The following is a 19054-nucleotide window of genomic DNA, read 5'->3' on the forward strand; positions in this document are numbered from 1 at the left end:
ATAATGAGTGCCTAGAAGCACTCATTATTCATCTGTTCATTTAGCGAGACTTCGCCCTCATTATTGTGAACGTGCTGAACCAAGGTTAAGTGCGCGTGCATTACTCAGCCCTATTACACGAACTGGATTCGCCGAAGTTTGTGAACTACGATCACCGAGCTGTCCTTTGTTATTGCTGCCGGCCATAGACACCGCGCCATCTGCATGCAGTGTTCCGGTCATTTCGCCGCCAACCGCTATCGCTGCAGCATTTTTCAATGTCGGCATTAGCACAGGGCGCGTTTGGCGGGTACGGTTGCCAATACCAAGTTGTCCCTTCTCATTATCACCCCAGGCGCTTACTCGACCATAGACATCAAGTGCCATACTGTTTTTTGCACCTGCTGCAATCGACTTAATGCCAGACAATCCGACTACCGTAACGGGCACCGTAGTTGATTGCAAACTACCTGTTCCCAACTGACCGTTACTATTTCCCCCCCATGCTTTGACCGTACCATTTTGCAGTAAAGCTAAAGCGTGACTATCACCTGCTGCAATTGCCTTCACTTGACTCAAGCCAGCGACCATTACCGGTACCCTAGCTGATACAAAACTTCCATTGCCAAGCTGCCCCTGCGCATTCGTGCCAATTGCCCAGACTGTGCCATCATTTTTTAACATTAGCGTGTAATCTGAACCTGCGGATACACTGCGCACATTAGAAAGTCCAATGAACTGCTTCGGCAAATTGCTTGTCAAATAACTTGTTCTTCCCCATCCCCACACCATACCATTATTGGTGACCGCAGCAGAATGATTATTGCCAGCAGCGATGGAGCGAACATTGCTTAAACCAGTCAGTTTGACCGGTACACGCTCCCACGACAAGAAACCTATCCCAAGTTGGCCTTGAGAGTTATTGCCCCAAACCCAAACACTACCATCGCGATTCAACGCTAAGGAATGCGATTCGCCCGCTTGCACTGATTTCACAGCACTCAATCCGACTACGCTAACGGCAACATTTGAATTCGCATGGCTGTTATCGCCTAATTGACCGAAATCATTTCGCCCCCACGCAAACACGCGTCCATCTGTGTGTACAGCAAGCACGTGCTCTGAACCCGCCGCCAGGCGACCATCATCTGCCGACAATTCCATCTCTGGCGGACCCGCCATTGCACGCTCTGATTGTGCATCTTGTGCTGAATTGCCACCGCATGCCGCTAAGAAACAAAGTAAGACTGAGGGGAATAAGTATTTTTGAGTGGCGTGCATGGTTGTTTCTGAATGGTAATGACAAAAACATATTATACCATCACCAACATGCGCTCTTAACAATAGCCTCAATCGCGTGACTAGCAAAAGACATATTGATTGATTCTGAACCCAAGAACGCAGAACAGCGTATATTCTTGCTTAATTAACGAAACTATTTCATTGTGTGGAAACCATGTTATCTCGCTCCCATTTGAAACAAGCATTACTGTGCTTGATCGCAATTTCCTTCGCTAGCACCACCTCGGCTCAAGTGCTCGAATGCCGAGATAGCAATGGTAAGAAACTTTTCGCCAGCGTTTGCCCCAAAGGATCAACTCAAGTAAGAGAAGTCGAAATCTTGAGCCCTCCAACGGAGACCAAGGCAGTCAAAGAATACAACGCCCGCGCCAAGCTCCGGATGTTAGAACGCGATGAAGAATTTCGTACGCGCGAACTCAAGAAACAAGAAGCCGATGCAGGTAAGCGCGACAATCAGCGACAAATCGACAACAAATGCTACGAAGACAAGAAGAAACTCTCGGGCTTGCTCATCGAAGGTCCGATCGAAGTTGGTAAGGAGTCTGATGGCACACCTATTTACATGGATGACAAGAAACGCTTGGAAAGCATCAAAGATCTCGGAGAACGACTTAAGGCATGCAAGTTCGATAGCGATTAATCCAATCCTACAAGCCCGCTAGCGGATGAATCTTTTTCGCCCGTAGGCGCTAATTTTAGTTGTCTTTACGGCCACTCCATGACACGGCAAAATTGCGGTTTAAGTGTATTTGTGGTCTAATCGCAACTTAGTTGCAATATCCTTGCAAATACGCTGTCCACTCGAGGTTCAAAATTCATTCCACTTTAACGTCCATCCTCTTCACAACGACAATCGCCGGTGTGTTGAGTATCAGCTTCGCTGCTATATTTTCATTTTCCCTACTGTCTAAACTGGTCGACCGCATGGTCAGTTTATCAGTCGGCATTATGCTGTCGACCTCACTCTTGCACGCCCTGCCGCGCGCTTTCGAGTCTGGCGCTGATGTGCGTTCTTTGTTTGGATGTTTATTGGGTGGTTTGCTGGCGTTTTTCTTGCTCGAGAAGTTTGCTATTCTGCGTCATTCGCATCATCACGAAGGTGATGGTCACCATCACGAACACGGTCATGATGCGCACGAAGCAGGCAAAGCGGGATGGATGATTTTGATTGGTGATGGCATGCACAATTTCACCGATGGCATTTTGATCGCTGCCGCTTTTCTTGCTGATCCGAATCTCGGCATGGTGACCGCTTTAGCGATTATCGCCCATGAAATTCCACAAGAAGTCGGCGACTTTATTGTATTACTCAATGCGGGCTTCTCACGTTTACGAGCCTATATCTACAACTTACTATGTAGCCTCATGGCAGTGTTGGGTGGAGTGATCGGTTACTTCACTTTAGATAAGGCAAGTTCGCTAATACCTTACGTTCTGGTGCTGGCATCTTCCGGCTTTATCTATATTGCAGTCAGTGACTTAATGCCACAGATGCAGCGTCGTGCCACACTCAAGGAAACCATCCCGCAAATCATCCTAGTGGCCTGCGGCGTCCTGTTGGTGCTGTTTGTGACACAGCACCACCACGACTAAGCCTTTTTAATTTGGCCCTGTTGCCACTGGTCGACTCGCATCAGCACACCACTCGCTCCACGAGCCCGGATACAAAGCAGCTCCGCTCAAGCCGGCAACTTCTAAGGCCAATAAATTGTGGCAAGCTGTCACGCCAGATCCGCATTGCATCACGGCGCTTTGCGGATCACGTATTTTACTCAGCCATTCCTCACGCAACTGTTGCGGTAATTTGAACAAACCATTCGCATCTAAGTTATCTTTAAAGAAGCGGTTAACCGCGCCTGGAATATGGCCGCCGATGGGATCAATGGTTTCATTCTCACCACGGAAACGATCGGCCGCGCGGGCATCGACGACTTGAAAAGTTTGGTCGGCAGCTGCATTAAGACTCACCAAGACTTGCGTGACATCGACCTGACGCGTCAAGGCAACGCGTACTTCAATATTGCCCAATGCTGGCTGTGGGGATTCGGTTTGCAATGCATGTCCGAGTGCGGACCAAGCCGCAACTCCACCGTCAAGCACCGCTACTGCCGAGTGACCGATGGAACGCAACAGCCACCACAAACGCGCCGCAAACATACCGCCATGCGCATCATACGTAACGACTTGGCTATCGTGATCAATGCCAAAACGACGCAATGCCGAAATCAAATTATCTGTCTGTGGTAGCGGATGACGGCCTTGAAATTTGCCGTCACTACCGACTTTAGGCCCAGACAAATCTTGATCTAAATTCGCAAACATCGCACCAGCAATATGCCCTGCATCATAGGCATTCTTGCCGGCGGCGGCATCCATCAGATCATGCCGACAATCGACGATCACTAATTTTGCTTGATCCTTTATGTGTGCGAGTTCTTGTGCCGAAATTAAAGTTGAAAACATCTTTTTCCTCTTCGAAAATTCATACCGTGGAATTCAAAGCTAGTTCGAGCGCTTTAGTCGGCTGCTTTATTGGTTTGGCTATTAAAACTAGAAGCTATCATACCGCTTGCGAGAATAACCGCAATACCGCACCAGCTGATCCAGCTCAAATTCACTTTCCAAATCCAGATATCGAATGCACTAGTAAATACAATGCCCACATATTGCAAATTGGCGGCAACCAAAGGATTTCCCAAACGATAGGCTCGCGTCATAAAGAGCTGGCCCATTGAAGCAAAGATACCGACTCCTAGCAAAAGCGCTATACCTTGCCACCCGAAGAGTAGGTGCTGTTGATGGGCTGCGACTTGCTGGGCAGATAGCACATTAAATTCGCTGACTTGCCCGAGCATTCCGAACATGGTGCAGACCAAGGAAAAATAAAATACCACGCGATATTCAGGCTCCCCCGCCACCCCCATTTGGCGCACTTGAATATAGGCGAGTGCGGCGATAAAACCAGAGACCAAAGCGACAATACTATCGGGAATTTGATCGGGACGAATAGTCGGGCGCAACAGCATCACCACACCGATAAAGCCTAACAAAATCGACCACATCAAACTCTGCGGAATATGCACCACTTGCTTACCACGATTTTTCCACCATGATGTCGTAAACAGAATCACGGCGACCCAGATCGACGACATATAACTGAGCGTGATCGATAATGATAAAGGCAATTTGGAAATCGAATAGAACCAGAGCCACAACGAAGTCACCCCAAAGATACCGCGCCAAATGTGCCCTTTTACCAAAGGCGTACGCAAGGTTCCACTTCCCCACCACATGAGAAAGAAGGTAACAAGCACCCCAACCGCTCCACGGATGGTGACAATCTCAGCCGTTGTATACGTATCCGAAGCAAGCTTGACGCATACCCCCATCACAGAAAAGAAGAAGGTTGCCGCTAACATCCACAGTGCTTGCATAGAAAATCAGAGAGAAAAAAGGAGGAGAATTTCAAAAAAATTAGTCTGATAAAAAAATTAAGGGAAGCATTCGCTTCCCCAGATTATCCTGCTCAGAACTGCATTTTACGACGATACCATTCATGGAAATGTTGCATGCCATCTTCCATCGGCGATTGATACGGCCCAACTTCGTTTTGTCCACGATCAAACAAAATCTTGCGGCCCGCATCCATACGTAAGGCGATTTCATCGTCTTCGATACAAGTTTCCATGTAGGCCGCACGTTCTGCTTCCACGAACTCACGTTCGAACAAGACGATCTCTTCTGGATAATAGAATTCGACGACGTTCTTAGTTTTACCGGTTGCGGTAGGCCATAGAGTCGATACCACCAAAACATGGGGGTACCATTCGACCATGATGTTCGGATATAAAGTCAGCCAGATCGCGCCGTACTTCGGTGGTTCGCCGCCGCGAAACTTCAAGACTTGCTCTTGCCAAGCCTTGTATTTTTCTGAGCCCGACTTCGACAAACCTTTATGCACACCGACCGTTTGCACGCTGTAGTCTTCGCCGAATTCCCAGGTTAAATCATCGCAGGTGACGAAACTACCGAGGCCAGGATGGAAAGGCTCTACATGGTAGTCTTCCAAATACACTTCGATGAAGGTCTTCCAGTTGTAATCGCACTCGTGCACTTCGACGTGGTCTAACATATAGCCAGTGAAATCTAGATCTTTGGTCACCGATAACTTCGCCATTTTTTCCATGACGTTGTAACCGTTTTGTTCAAACAGTAAACCATTCCAATTTTGGATAGGCGTACGGGACAAATTCAAGCACGGTGTGTCGGCGAAGTGAGGGGCGCCAATTAACTCACCTTTGAGATCGTAAGTCCAACGATGTAGAGGGCATACAATTTGTTTAGCATTTCCACGGCCATTCGTACCAGGGCCACCAAACATTAGGGCTTGGCGATGACGACACACATTCGACAATAATTCGATACCAGAGGCACTACGCACCAACATACGGCCTTCGTTTTCGGCCGCTAAAGTAGCGTAATCGCCGTTGTTCGGCACCATCAATTCGTGGCCAACATACCGTGGGCCCGCTTGAAATAATTGTTTGATCTCGCGCTCTAACAAGCCTTGATCGAAATAAACATGAACCGGAAGTTGCGCATCAGAACGCGCTAATGTAGACAAAGAAGCCAGATCGGACATCCCCACCCCCCAAATTAATTTGCACCAACCTAAGAGAGAAAGAATCCACAAATACCTTTTTTCGAGCGCTTGTGCTGCGTCGAAAATTCAAACAAGAGACAACAATAGGCACTTGATGAGGAAATTTTGGACAGAACGCGAGATTATACCCGAAACCCTTCCTAAGGTCTTGTTTTGCAAACGTTTTAGGGAAAAGCATTGCAATAAGTCAATTTCGCCGGAGGAAAAGGCATATCAAAATGCAATTACCATTCCAAAACCGCCTTGCAAAACCTATTCGCGAAACAGGTAAGTAAAATTTCGGCTGACCATTAATTTCTCATGGCGCCCTTTTATTAGGACCTGCATACGCTCTGCATCTACCCGTTCGGCAGCTGCGATCGCTTTCGTATTCACTACCGTCGATCGATGAATTTGCCAAAATTTCTGATCATCTAAGCCATCGAGCAAATCTTTGAGAGGTGTGCGAATCAAAGCCTCATAGTCGGCCAACACCACGCGCGTATATTTGGTATCAGATTGAAAAAACAGCACTTCATCAATATCGATCAGCTTAATTTGTTTACCGACGCTGGCCTTAATCCATTTCATTTTTTCGGTTTTCGGCTGTAAATGCGACAAGCCTAAGCCTTTAAGGACCTCTGAAAGATCAGGAACAGGCACTGCCATTTTTTGCTTCACACGATCAATCGCCAAGCTCAAACGGTCTTCTTCCACCGGCTTTAACAGATAATCGACCGCTCCCGCATTAAATGCTTGAACAGCATATTGATCGTAGGCGGTGATGAAAATTATGTGTGCTGCAGTGCCAATTTTCTTTGCCACTTCGACGCCCGACATTCCAGGCATGCGAATATCTAAGAACACGAGCTCTGGTTGAAATTCCAAAAAGCTATCCCACGCATCATTGCCGTTTTCCGCTTGATGAACGATTTCCGCTTCTGGCCACAATTTTTCTAGTTGGTGAAGCAGACGCTCGCGCATCAAGGGTTCATCTTCTGCAATCAAAATCTTTGTGGTCATACTGTTCCCTATTTCACTTTCGGTTCTGCAATGTCTTGCAATCGTATTTCCGCGCAAACGCCGGCTTCTATGTTTTCTGCAATCTCAAAGCTAGAACGTTCACCAAACATCAAATGCAGGCGATCACGCACATTTTGCAAGCCCAAACCATTGCCCGGATTATCGCTCAAGCCAACACCATTATCTTTGACTTCGAGAATGACGTCGCTACCTTCACGACTCGCTCTAATTTCAATCTTACCACCCGCGATCGAAGGTTCTAGACCATGTTTAATCGCGTTCTCTGCCAGAGTTAATAACATCATGCTCGGCACCTCAATCTGTTTCAAATCTTCAGACAAATCTAATTCGAATGTCAGTCTGTGTGCCATCCTCACCTGCATGACTTTGAGGTAAGCCTCAATCATACGAAATTCATCTTGCAAACTGACTCGTTCCGAACGAATTTCACTCATGCTTGAGCGTAGGAATACAATCAAATTGCGTGTAAGTTCAGCAGCACGAGGCGCGCCCTGTTCCGCCAATTGCTGAACCGCTCCTAAAGTATTGAACAAAAAATGGGGTTCGATCTGAGCACGCAAAATTCGCAGCTGGGTTTCGCTTTGCTGACGCGCATTTTTCTCGCGTTCAGCTTCGAGTTCAAGTTGCGCATTCATCATTTCGTAAGCTTGATTTCGCCAACTAGCAACGAGTCCTACCATCACCACAAATGCCAAAGCGCAAACTAGAGCAACTTTGAGCACTAAAGGGCCAATTGACAGCATGCGTTCAAATAAGGGCTGCCCAAAAATAAGACTATCTAATCCAGCTCCAAACAAAGCACCCAGCACCATGCCAACGACGATCTTAGCAACCATACGGCTACGTGAAGATTTAATTTGACGATAATTGAACCAGACGCCCAAAAGAGAAACAATCATGCTCCAACCCAATAAATTCGCAATGGCCAATAACATCCACGGATTTAAGTTTGGTTTAAAGAGTAGAAAGCCCAAACCACAAACGCTAAAGAAGACACTCAGCTTAGCTATTGATTTCCATAAGGTCGGGCCTTTGTACTTCAGGCTAAACTCGCGTATCTGCATACGTTCGATCGCTGAAAGATCGGCCAACTGTTGCGCAAACTTACGACGGCGCGGATCAGTTATGGTTTGGACCCGTGTGGGATCTGCCAACACGTCTAACAATTCGTCGTTCCACTTGTGGTACCAGGTTGTGAGTCTATGCCACATAACATTCCATTCAATGAATAATTTCCCTCACTATAAATGATCAGATCTCCTCTTCTCTAGCGCGAAGCGACAAAAGACGAAAAATGTAGCACTAACGACGAAGTCCCCCAAAAAAAAGCCTTCCCCAGAATGAAAGGGAAGGCTCTTCCTCATAAAAGATTGCGCCAGGTTTATTGTTCACGCCTAAAAAACGCACCTACAATTCAAAACAGGGCGAGGTCAGCACCGTTAATGCCAATCAGGTTCAGTGCTGCACTCGTATCGGTTGGTGTCACTGCGGCAGCGATTTCCATACCGTGCTTAATTGCATCATCAGGTATTGCGTAGCCTAAACCCCAGTCGACGGAAAACGCCTTTGCGACTGTGATTTTATTATCGAGTAAATTCGCTACCCAGCCCCAAGTGCTATCGCCTTTAAAAATATGTGCGGCGTCGAGAATGGTCGACACTAAAGAACCTCGACTAGCTCGTCCGCTGGTTAATTCGGCATTCCAGTAATTAAGACCGCCTGCATCGGCACCATCAGCACGACCGAGCACATTTTTATAAATAACGTTAATAAAATCAGTATTCGTCATGGTTGCCGTAAAACCTGTCAAACTCGAGAATTGCACACCCGCACCGTAGAAAATATCAGCGATCTGATTAATGGAACGCCCTGACTGCATTTCGCCTATCCAATACGCCATCCCATCTGCATCAGGAACGCGGTTAAAAAACGCGACATACAGTTCCATCAGGCGCTGCACGTTTGCGGTTGGTGCTGTAGCAGCCAAGCTTTGCACCATTAGATTTACAGTCATATCACTAAACTGCAGTTTTTCAACATGAGAAAGAGTGTCTGTACCGTCCACCCCAGTTTTCGAATAAACCTGGTAAATGTCGCCAAAGATTTTGACGCGATAATCCATTAATTTCCCGCGGTAGATCGCTGTATCAATGCCGTTACCTCCCTCGACTATATCGTTACCACCAGCGCCAGAAAGTTGATCATCGCCCCCCATGCCATTAATCAAATCATTAACTTCACTACCATTCAATTGATCATTAGCAGCACTTCCATTGAGTGCCTGGACATCCGCATTAATTTGCACAAACACTGTGTACACATTACTGTTACCTTTGCCGTCACTCAGTGTATAAGAAAAACTATCTGCGACCGCACCCGGTTTCGCCAGATACGTAAATTCGCCATTCGGCTTGATCGAAGCAACGCCAATGGTTGGTCCTTTTAATAATTGATAAGTCGCGTTACTGCTATCTAAATCGCTCGACACTGGCAAATTGGCGTTCAGTGTATTCCCTAGATCAACGACAACTTCGGCATCTGCGCCCAAGGCCTTGCTTGTCAAGTTCATCGTACCATCTGAAAACTGTAATTTTTCAATATTGAGTAAAGTATCAAAACCGCCGCTACCATCTCTAGAGCTAACAAAGGTTTTGCCAAAGGCAGTACTAATGAAGTAATTACTTCGGGGTGAGGAGAAAACGGCAGTATCGATACCATTGCCACCGTCAATCCAATCGTTCCCATAATTTCCAGTGATACGGTTATCAGCATCGTTACCGAGTAAATAATCATCGCCATTTGAACCAATCACATTTTCGATCACAGTACCGATCGCAAGCGACAGGTTGTTCACTGCAGGTATGCCATTTGCTGTGACGCCAAAACTGCTGAGATGACCAGGTTGCAAATCAATACTGACACCCACCTTTGATCCACTCGCATCAAGGGTATCGACGCCACCATCGTCCACGAGACTCGACTGAGATCTTGCCTGCGCATCAGACAAGACCAGTGTGGAATTGCCGATATTTAGAGCCTTATTACCGTACAAGTAACGCAAGGCCGAAATATCCATATTTCCCCAAGTAGACGGAAACAAGCCATCGCTTGAAAAATTCTGAGACATCACCGTGTAAGTGGTTTGGTTGTATGCAGGAAGAATTTCTTGCACATAGTGATCACTGGCGTCCACATTACTCGGATGCCGCAAGCCCAGTGCGTGTCCAATCTCGTGTAGCAAAGCTGCATAGCCCTCACTACCAGGAGCGAGATTTAACATGGATTCAATGTCCATCCAAACATCGCCGGCAGCATCTCCCGCCTCTCCGGGAAAATTACTAGTGCCTTTAGTCACTGTTTGTTGGCTCACGCCGAATCGCATACTACCGACAGTTCCACTGCTCTCGTCGACTTCTTTAAAACTCAATCCCGTGAAGCTAGTAAGATCTTGCAAAATCTTTCGAACTACCTCTTTCTCTGTTGTGGTGAACACACGAAACTGATTGGCACCAACTCCACTACCTGGTGCTTTAGCCACAAAACTAAAACTCACTTCAACCGCCGTACCAACAGGTGATGCGGCATTCCAACGATTCACATTTCCTTGTACCAAACCACCGATCGCAAGGTCTTGTACCGTGACGAAGTCACTTAGCGAACGTTGAGTGCTAACCTTACCATCCCAAATGGATAGGGCTTCCACATTACTAATCGTGGCACTGAAACTGGTCGACTTTGGGGAACTCAATACTGCGCTCTTGCCATCAACACTTACCTTGATATTGAAATCGGACCAACTGGGTGCTGTATTTGAAAACCAAGGAAGGTTAAGCACATCAAACCCACCGCGACCATCGACAGTGTTCTTTGCAGTAGTAATCCAAAAACTGTTGTCATTATTTGTTCCATATAACTCGACCTCGCTGCCTCCACCTGCGACGGCTTCAACACCGATCAAGGTATCTCTCGTACCCCAACCGTCCTGGGCCCAGCCTCCCAATAAATCAACAACCACCTTACCTGGCGCGCCATCCCAATAAGCAGCAATCAACTGCCGCCAAGTTTGACCTGGAGTTGGAATAAACTGGATTGTGTCGTTTCCTTTGCCACCCAAGACGTTACCGCCATAGCTACGGATAATGTCGTCACCTGCCTCGCCAAAAATATTGACCCCGTTGTCTTTTTCCGACGATGGTTGTGTGTAATCATCGTTGCCGTTACTTAAGTGTAAATCTGGCATACGGTTTATCCTTTCCCCAACCTGACGCAAACAAAATTATTGATCGACATTTTCGTCTTCCCTATACCTTAAAGATTGGCACAGATTTCTGTGTGAAATTGGCCAAATTGGGGAATACGTTATTCAGCTGCGATGGTGGCAAACCTAACCATTGCATCAGGCTCGACCCAACTTGATCGGTGCTTGTAGTCGGCACGTGCCTTCCTCCTCGACCGGGGTCGCCATCTTCAGGACCTCCCAGAACAAGTGATGGAAACTGTCCTAAGACTTGCCCCCCGGCGACGGCACCACCAAGCACAAACCAATGATTTCCCCATGCATGATCTGAGCCAGCTCCTGAGGCAGGCCGCAAGGTTCGTCCAAAATCACTCATTGCAAAAGTGGTGACATCGGTATCCATGCCGACAGCCTGAATCGATTCATCAAAAGCAGCGACTGCTTTGCCGAGTAATGCTAGTTGAGCGTCTTGCGTCCGTGAATCGCTACCGCGTTGCGAATAATGGGTGTCGAAACTACCCCAATTAATCAGGAACACTTGGCGCTTGAAACCAAGATTCTTAAATGCTGGCAACACGCTCGCCAGGGATTTCAAACGCGTGGCGAGATCGTCACTACCGAAATTTCCTTTCGGCGTCACCGCTTTCATAAAGACTTGTGTCAGCAGAGTCGACTCACTCACACTCACATCCAAAGTACGTGCGTACTCAGCTTCATACTGATTCGAAAATTGCAATTTAGACATATTATTGAGTGCCTGAGCCCAATAACCTTGTGGTGATGCGAGGTCAGCTCTCCCCCAATATCGTGCTCCATTTGGAGACATAAATGAAACACTGGAGCTTTTGCCTAATACTAGGGTTCGATCCGAGGTCGTAGTCACTGCACTTAACTTATTCTGATAACTCGCGGGCATCAACTCCAATCCTCGCCCTGCCCAACCACTTTGATCAAAGTCTCCACCCCACCCTTGTTGAATGGCAGTTTGATCACTATGCGACATCAAATAAGGAGGAATCGCAACAGCTTTATCCATAACTTGTCTTGCCGTAGACGGCACAATCAACGGACCAACGTTTGCGATCCACGCTAACCGTTGTTTGTTATATAGGCCAGCAAGTGGCTCGAGCCCAGGATGTAAGCCAAAATTATGGCCTGCACTACTGCCATTGAGTGTAATCAGCGAATCTTTCGGTAAAGCGAGGATAGGTCGCGCATTAGCGTAGTCGTTATAGGCTGCGTCGGTGGGCACTAAACTATTGTGTCCATCATTGCCGCCAGCTAAAAAAATGCAGACTAGCGCTTTATAGTCAGTTGTTGCAGCCTGACTTGTTTGCATCTCACTCATCAAAGTGTTGACGCCAATACCGGCTAGGGTTGGAAGTCCGATAGCTTTTAAAAAGTCACGTCGTTTCATTTGATCACTCCAAATGTCGGGCTCGTTAAGGCGAACTGCAAACTTGCCATCGCGCCTGCCTCATTGCTTTCCCAGCGTTCGCCGTTAATGAGACTAATTAAACTATTACGCAAGGTAGCTGGCATCGCGCCACGGAACCAGCGCTTGCTAATTAAATCCACAAACTCAGACGGAGACTTCGCAAAACTTTTCGTTAGCTCATCCAAATTACATCCGGTCTTTTGCAGATTGTTTGCATAAGAGGGATTATTTTTGTCAGCTAAACGCCAAGACAAACTACTCAGGCGTGAGGTGAACTCCAAAGTATTTAACAGTTTTTGTTCAGGTGCTAGCAAGTTACTGCCGGGAGCTCTATCTGTTGCTTGATAGTAGGAAAAAATACTTGGTGGCGAAATCGTATTTTGGTTAGTTGGTTGATCAACATACTCATTATTTTCCCAGATTCCATGCGTCATATGCTGGCACCCTAAGCCGCGGTAAACCGATGACATCCAAAGTACAGGTTCACGCAAATAACCTGCCTGCTTTTCATTGCGACCAAGCTCATCGCCCTGACGCGCCTCGGGGTCAAGCAAGATCGCTTTCACAACTGCACTCAAATCTCCAGCTACGCCTTTGCCGTTGTTACGGAACACAGCACTAACACGCGCGAGATATTGTGGGCTAGGATTACTAGCGACCAAATGTTGGATCAAACGCAGACTAACAAACGGGGCAATGTTATTGTGTTTCAACAAAAGCGCAACGACAGCATCAAGTTCAGTAGAGGCGTTCATGCCCGCAGCTAGTGTTGAACCCATTACTGTTTTCTGCCCGCTATCATGCAAATAGGTCGCGGATTCAGGCTCCATTGCTTGGCCATAGTGGGGCCAACTATGATTGGGTAGACCTGTCGTATTAGTAGGCACTCGCCAACCGGTTAACGCACGAGCTAATTCTTCTACATCTTTTTGCGTATATGTCTCTTTTACCTTGCCTTGCGCATCGCGAATCACTGAGCCATCGCTATTGAGCTGAACCACGCCGACCGTAAATAATTGCATCAACTCACGCGCATAATTTTCATTTGGTGTACATCCTAGGCACTGGGGCGAAGTTGGGCGGTTTAATTCATTATTCAGGTAGAAACCCATATGCGGATTGATCGTCACCTCGCGCAACAGTTTGGCATAATTCCCAAAGGCATTGCGACGCAACACGTTGTAATACTCCATACTGCCATTAGCCTGTCCCATGCTCACAGGTATGTACTGGAACAAAGCCCAAGCGACCCTTTGCCTAAGCTGATCTGGCGCCGTTAGAGCCGTATTCCAAAACTCATCGTTACGAAATAACCAAGCCGGCGGTTCACCCGCCTGGTTGGAAAAATTCAAAAGCTCACGCGGAATACTCGAAGCAGTAATTGGCATCGCTAATTGTTCATCAATCCAAACTTCGGCACCTTTACTTTGTATCTCTGCGACCAAAGCAGGTGTAGCGCCAAAACTAACTTGTTCAGCAAAACGTGAGGCCGCGTAGTAACTCAACTTTGGCGCGACTTGGGCACCAACTTGACCACCCGAGTTGTGTGATACCGTTTCTGTCAAATCATTCTTGCCGCAGCTCATCATCAACAATACGCTGACGAATCCCACACTATATTGGAGAATTAGCTTCTTCATTTTGTACTCACTCATCAAGCAACATTCATATACTGGCGATCAAATTTTTAGTCCTTCGGCATCTCCATCTGAGAAGATGATTTACAACTTCAAATTTACGATTTTGTTTCATCGAGTCTACACGATGTGAAAAGAATTTAGTCGAATCGGGAACGCTAGAATATATTTATCCAACGATGTCGAATCGCCGCCGAGGGCAGCTCCAATATCGATTAAGGGTGCAATAAAAATAAGCAAATAGAACAGACCCAGAACGACACTTGAAAAGAAAAATTCAAATCGAAAAATGCCCTGCGCTTCGGGTGAATTGCGCCCTGCATACCAGTTTAGCTATTCGCTTCAGAAAAAAATAATAGATCATAGATAAATCTATTCATTTACACATTACAAAAATAAATTACAAAAAACCACTTGTCTATTCTTAGACTCTGACTACACTGGCTCACATTGGATGCACACCAAATAAATACCACTACAAAACCATAATAGACCTACATCAATAAAGAGAGGCGTGGGTGCAGCCAATAGACTTTGCCAACTGAACAGCGTGACTGGGCATCACTTTTCATCGTAAATGGAAAACACCCATACACCGCTGCCTATATCAGTCCATCGGATGGCAAAGAGGGAGGGGTAATTTCAAAGACAATTTTTCCTTATGCATCTTTTTGCAGGATCTTGCTCGTCTTTGAAATTCCCAAGGTGAACCTGAAGACCGACTTTCAGAAATCGTCATCAATGGGGAAGAACAATGAAACAATTTAAACAACTGCACTTGACACTGATCTTATTCGCTATCGGCAGTCACCTACCAAGCAACGCTTCAGCCGCGCAGGCGAATAATCCTTTCAAAATGCTAAGCACGAAGACACTAGCCGCTTGCGCCTCCGGCGCATGGAATGCAACAGCGGTCTATACAGGTGGGATGACAGCATCCTACGATAGCAAAGAATGGAGAGCCAAATGGTGGACGCAAGGGAATACCCCCACCACTTCACCAGACGGACCGTGGGCCTATGTCAGTGATTGTGGTGGTGGAACCGGCGGAGGCACTGGTGGAGGCTCGGGTGATCCTGCATTGACCACAGTTCCCGCTCCGACGGGGCATGCACTCTGCCGCCCTGACGGCATGAGCATTACTGCTGGCACAAATGCCCCCTATTGCCTGACGTATGACAGCAACGGGCGTGAAAAATTGGGTAATCTTAAACGCCGCATCATCGGTTACTTCACCAGTTGGCGCACAGGGAAAGATGGCAGCCCAGCGTACCTGGCGCATCAAATTCCTTGGGACAAAATCAGTCACATCAATTTCGCTTTTGCCCACGTTGATAACAGCAATAAAATTTCGATCGGCAATGAGACTGATCCAAACAACGCAGCAACTGCCATGCAATGGCCAGGCGTGGTTGGTGCAGAAATGGATCCAGCATTTGCCTATAAGGGTCACTTTAATCTACTGAACAAATTCAAGAAGCAATATCCTAGCGTCAAAACCTTAATCTCAGTCGGGGGCTGGGCAGAGACCGGCGGTTATTTCGACGCCACGGGCAAACGGGTGAACAGCGGTGGCTTTTACAGCATGACAACCAACGCCGATGGTAGCGTCAATACCGCAGGCATCAACACGTTTGCAGATTCCGTTGTCGCCTTTTTGCGCAAATATAATTTCGATGGTGTCGATATTGACTACGAATACCCGACAACCATGAAAGATGCTGGCAACCCACTTGATTGGACAACGGCCAACGCCAGACGTGCTGGCTTGATGCGCAGCTATAGTGTGCTGCTCAAAACTTTACGCGAGAAATTGGATGCTGCTGCAACGGTCGACAATCGCTACTACCAAGTAACGATTGCAGCACCAGCATCAGCCTATCTGCTGCGCGGCATGGAGAACATGGCGGCCTTACAGTATCTCGACTTCGCCAACATCATGAGTTATGACTTGCACGGCGCATGGAATGAATTTGTGGGTCCGAATGCTGCGTTATTCGATGATGGCAAAGACGCCGAACTCGCGCATTGGAACGTGTATAGCACTGCGCAATATGGTGGCATCGGCTACCTCAATACCGATTGGGCATTCCACTATTATCGTGGCGAATTACAAGCCGGTCGCATCAACATGGGCATTCCCTACTACACCCGCGGCTGGCGCAATGTCACTGGTGGCAGCAATGGCTTGTGGGGTAAATCCGTAGGTAGTAATTGTCCAACCGGTGTGACTGGTTGTGGTAACGGTGCTGTTGGCATCGACAATATCTGGCATGACCTTGATGAACAAGGCAAAGAGTTAGGCGGCGGTGGCAATCCTTTATGGCATGCAAAAAATCTCGAGCGTAACCAAGCCGGAACTTATATCGCTAGCTATGGTTTGACTCCGAACACCGATGCCGATGATCGTCTAAGTGGAAGTTATGTTCGCTACTACGATGCGACACTCGTTGCACCATGGTTATGGAACGCGCAGAAAGGCGTTTTCCTTTCCACGGAAGATGAAACCTCCGCACAGAGGAAAGCGCAATGGATCATCGACCGCGGTATTGGTGGCGCGATGATTTGGGAACTGGCTGGTGACTACGATTGGAATGCGACACGCAACAACGGCCGAGGTGAATACTTTATAGGCTCGACCCTAACCCGTGTGTTCAATAATGCTTTTAAAACCGCATCACAGTATGGCAATAAACGCAGCACACAAGCGACGACGATCGGTGCGATCGATTTGAAATTCGAATTGCTCGACTACAAATTGGGCGATGCAAATTACCCGATCAATCCGAATCTAAAGATCACCAATAATTCAAGCTTTGCACTACCAGGTGGTACGGAATTTCAATTCGACATTCCCACGTCCACGCCCAATACCATGGCGGATCAATCTGGCTTCGGCTTAAAAGTGATCACCAGTGGTCATGCAGGAAACAATATTGGTGGTCTTAAAGGTGATCTTCATCGCGTGTCAGTGAAGTTGCCAAGTTGGAGCAGCCTCGCTCCAGGGGCAAGCACGACGCTGGCTGTGGTGTACTACTTACCGATCTCGGGGCCGACGAACTTCTCGGTCACCATTAATGGCAAAGCCTACGCTATTCGCAGCGAACAGCCTTACCTCCCTTATGTGAAATAAGACTCACTCTGTCGTAACACAAACTTGTATGCACTCTCTCCATCGACTTGATGGAGGGAGATCTACTACGTTCGCTTTGTTTGCTTCGCATTCAAACTTTTCATTGGCCTAAAAAATAGGAGACCAAAAATGACTTCAAGATTCACATACCAACCGCATCGCTTGTGGCGACTATTGCTGAGTATTAGCATGCTCAGCCTCGCCGCCAGTCAAGCAGATGCAGCACCAGCAACGCCCACTTGCAGTGATTGGCAAGCGAGCAAAGTCTATGTCAATGGTGACTATGTGGTCGCCAACAAAACCAATTGGCGTGCCAAATGGTGGACACAAAACAACGAGCCAGGAAGGAACGATGTTTGGGAAGCGCGTCCCACAGGGGAATGTACCTTTAACGGAGGAACGACTCCGCCTGACGGCGGCACGCCCAAAGGTATTCCCACTTTGAAAGAGGCACAAGCAGATGAAGCAGCCAAAACTTCGAGCACATTATTCCAACAAATCAAAGCCTCGATACGCACCTTAGATACCGCCTCGGTCGAAGCCGTACAACCTGGTCGTGCTGCTAACCCGATCAACGTTAAACGTGTTGAACGAATCGTCAGCAGCACCGATTGGCAAACCCTATTTGCGATACGCGATGCCAGTTACACCTATACGCGCTTCCTGCAAGCCATTGCTAAATTCCCCGCAGTCTGCGACGACTACAGCGATGGTCGGAATGCAGATGCCATTTGTCGTAAAGGCTTGGCCACCATGTTCGCGCATTTCGCTCAAGAAACCGGTGCACACGATCCAGGCTCGCCTATTCCGCAATGGCGTCAAGGCTTGTACTTCTTGCGCGAAGCAGGTTGCCGTGACGACGACACTAGCTGTGGTTACAACGCTGAATGTGACCCGAGTACATGGCAAGGTCAAACTTGGGCTTGCGGTAAAAACCCGAATGGCACATGGAAGAAATATTATGGACGCGGCGCCAAACAACTCTCGTACAACTACAACTACGGTCCCTTCTCAGATGCCATGTTTGGCACTGTACGTACCTTACTCGATAAGCCCGAATTGGTATCTGACACCTGGTTAAATCTAGCCTCTGCCGTCTTTTTCTACGTCTATCCACAACCACCTAAACCATCGATGTTGCACGTGATTGATGGAACCTGGAAACCGAATGCAGCCGACGCTGCGGCCAATATCAGTGCTGGTTTTGGTGCAACCATCAATATCATCAATGGCGGTATCGAATGCAACTCTGGCACCGACAAACCGCAAGCCACGAATCGGATTAGCTACTACAAGAGTATGGCCAACTACCTTGCAGCGCCTGTGCCAAATACTGAAGCCTTGAGCTGCGCCACACAAAAACCATTTCCCAACAATGGCGCTGGCGCGCAACTACTCAATTGGGAACAAGACTGGAGCTACGACTCTAGCCGCCCTGATGGCAAAAGCTACGCCTGCAAACTGGTGAATTACCAAACACCGTTCAATGCCCTGAAGTCGGGTGACTACGTGAAATGTGTCGAGTACTACTTCAAAGTGACTTTGAAGTAAGCGATCAAAGATCAACATCGCCGTGCTAAGGCAATCCCAACGACCAACACGCAATGGCACGGCATTGCGTGACAACATGAAAACCGGAGAC

General features: G+C 47.6%; 13 protein-coding genes. 4 read left to right on the forward strand and 9 right to left on the reverse strand.

Annotated elements, in window-relative coordinates; genetic code table 11:
- Positions 1-60: 60 nt before the first annotated feature.
- Positions 61-1260 (reverse strand): RCC1 domain-containing protein, encoded by a 1200-nt coding sequence (locus H8K36_RS08335; RefSeq protein WP_186916106.1) that lies wholly within the window; start codon positions 1258-1260, stop codon positions 61-63.
- A 175-nt stretch (positions 1261-1435) separates the two neighbouring features.
- On the opposite strand from H8K36_RS08335, the gene H8K36_RS08340 reads away from it, so the two are divergent.
- Complete coding sequence (locus H8K36_RS08340; protein ID WP_186916105.1) at positions 1436-1921, forward strand: hypothetical protein; 486 nt, start codon at positions 1436-1438, stop codon at positions 1919-1921.
- A gap of 245 nt (positions 1922-2166) precedes the next feature.
- Positions 2167-2874 (forward strand): ZIP family metal transporter, encoded by a 708-nt coding sequence (locus tag H8K36_RS08345; protein WP_329604222.1) that lies wholly within the window; start codon positions 2167-2169, stop codon positions 2872-2874.
- Between the two features lie 6 nt (positions 2875-2880).
- Here H8K36_RS08345 and H8K36_RS08350 read toward each other — a convergent pair whose 3' ends face one another.
- The 8 genes from H8K36_RS08350 to H8K36_RS08385 form a co-directional block, all read right to left on the reverse strand.
- Positions 2881-3744: a sulfurtransferase gene (locus H8K36_RS08350; protein WP_186916103.1), complete on the reverse strand. Its 864-nt coding sequence runs from the start codon at positions 3742-3744 to the stop codon at positions 2881-2883.
- Between the two features lie 53 nt (positions 3745-3797).
- Positions 3798-4715: a DMT family transporter gene (locus H8K36_RS08355; protein ID WP_186916102.1), complete on the reverse strand. Its 918-nt coding sequence runs from the start codon at positions 4713-4715 to the stop codon at positions 3798-3800.
- A gap of 92 nt (positions 4716-4807) precedes the next feature.
- Positions 4808-5923 carry an aromatic ring-hydroxylating oxygenase subunit alpha gene (locus H8K36_RS08360; RefSeq protein ID WP_186916101.1) on the reverse strand — a complete coding sequence of 372 codons (1116 nt, stop codon included), beginning with the start codon at positions 5921-5923 and terminating at the stop codon, positions 4808-4810.
- A gap of 273 nt (positions 5924-6196) precedes the next feature.
- On the reverse strand, positions 6197-6946 hold the full coding sequence (locus H8K36_RS08365; RefSeq protein ID WP_186916100.1) for a LytR/AlgR family response regulator transcription factor: 750 nt from the start codon (positions 6944-6946) through the stop codon (positions 6197-6199).
- Positions 6947-6954: 8 nt separating this feature from the next.
- Positions 6955-8178 (reverse strand): sensor histidine kinase, encoded by a 1224-nt coding sequence (locus H8K36_RS08370; protein ID WP_186916099.1) that lies wholly within the window; start codon positions 8176-8178, stop codon positions 6955-6957.
- Between the two features lie 203 nt (positions 8179-8381).
- Positions 8382-11207, reverse strand: coding sequence for a DUF4214 domain-containing protein (locus H8K36_RS08375; protein ID WP_186916098.1), 2826 nt, complete (start codon positions 11205-11207; stop codon positions 8382-8384).
- 61 nt (positions 11208-11268) lie between these two features.
- A complete protein-coding gene (locus H8K36_RS08380) occupies positions 11269-12621 on the reverse strand; it encodes a DUF1501 domain-containing protein (protein WP_186916097.1) in 1353 nt (450 codons plus the stop codon).
- Positions 12618-14282 (reverse strand): DUF1800 domain-containing protein, encoded by a 1665-nt coding sequence (locus H8K36_RS08385; RefSeq protein WP_186916096.1) that lies wholly within the window; start codon positions 14280-14282, stop codon positions 12618-12620. Before H8K36_RS08385 ends, H8K36_RS08380 begins: the two co-directional genes overlap by 4 nt.
- Positions 14283-15033: 751 nt before the next feature.
- Between H8K36_RS08385 and H8K36_RS08390 the strand changes: the two genes are divergently transcribed.
- Together H8K36_RS08390 and H8K36_RS08395 are read left to right on the forward strand one after the other, a co-directional pair.
- The gene (locus tag H8K36_RS08390; protein WP_186916095.1) at positions 15034-17412 is read left to right on the forward strand and encodes a chitinase C-terminal domain-containing protein; all 2379 of its coding nucleotides are present in this window, start codon (positions 15034-15036) and stop codon (positions 17410-17412) included.
- A gap of 129 nt (positions 17413-17541) precedes the next feature.
- Positions 17542-18963, forward strand: coding sequence for a glycoside hydrolase family 19 protein (locus H8K36_RS08395; RefSeq protein ID WP_230404419.1), 1422 nt, complete (start codon positions 17542-17544; stop codon positions 18961-18963).
- Positions 18964-19054: the final 91 nt, after the last annotated feature.

The sequence above is a fragment of the Affinundibacterium nitidum genome, assembly GCF_014284155.1.
Classification (GTDB): Bacteria; Pseudomonadota; Gammaproteobacteria; order Burkholderiales; family Burkholderiaceae_D; genus Undibacterium; species Undibacterium nitidum.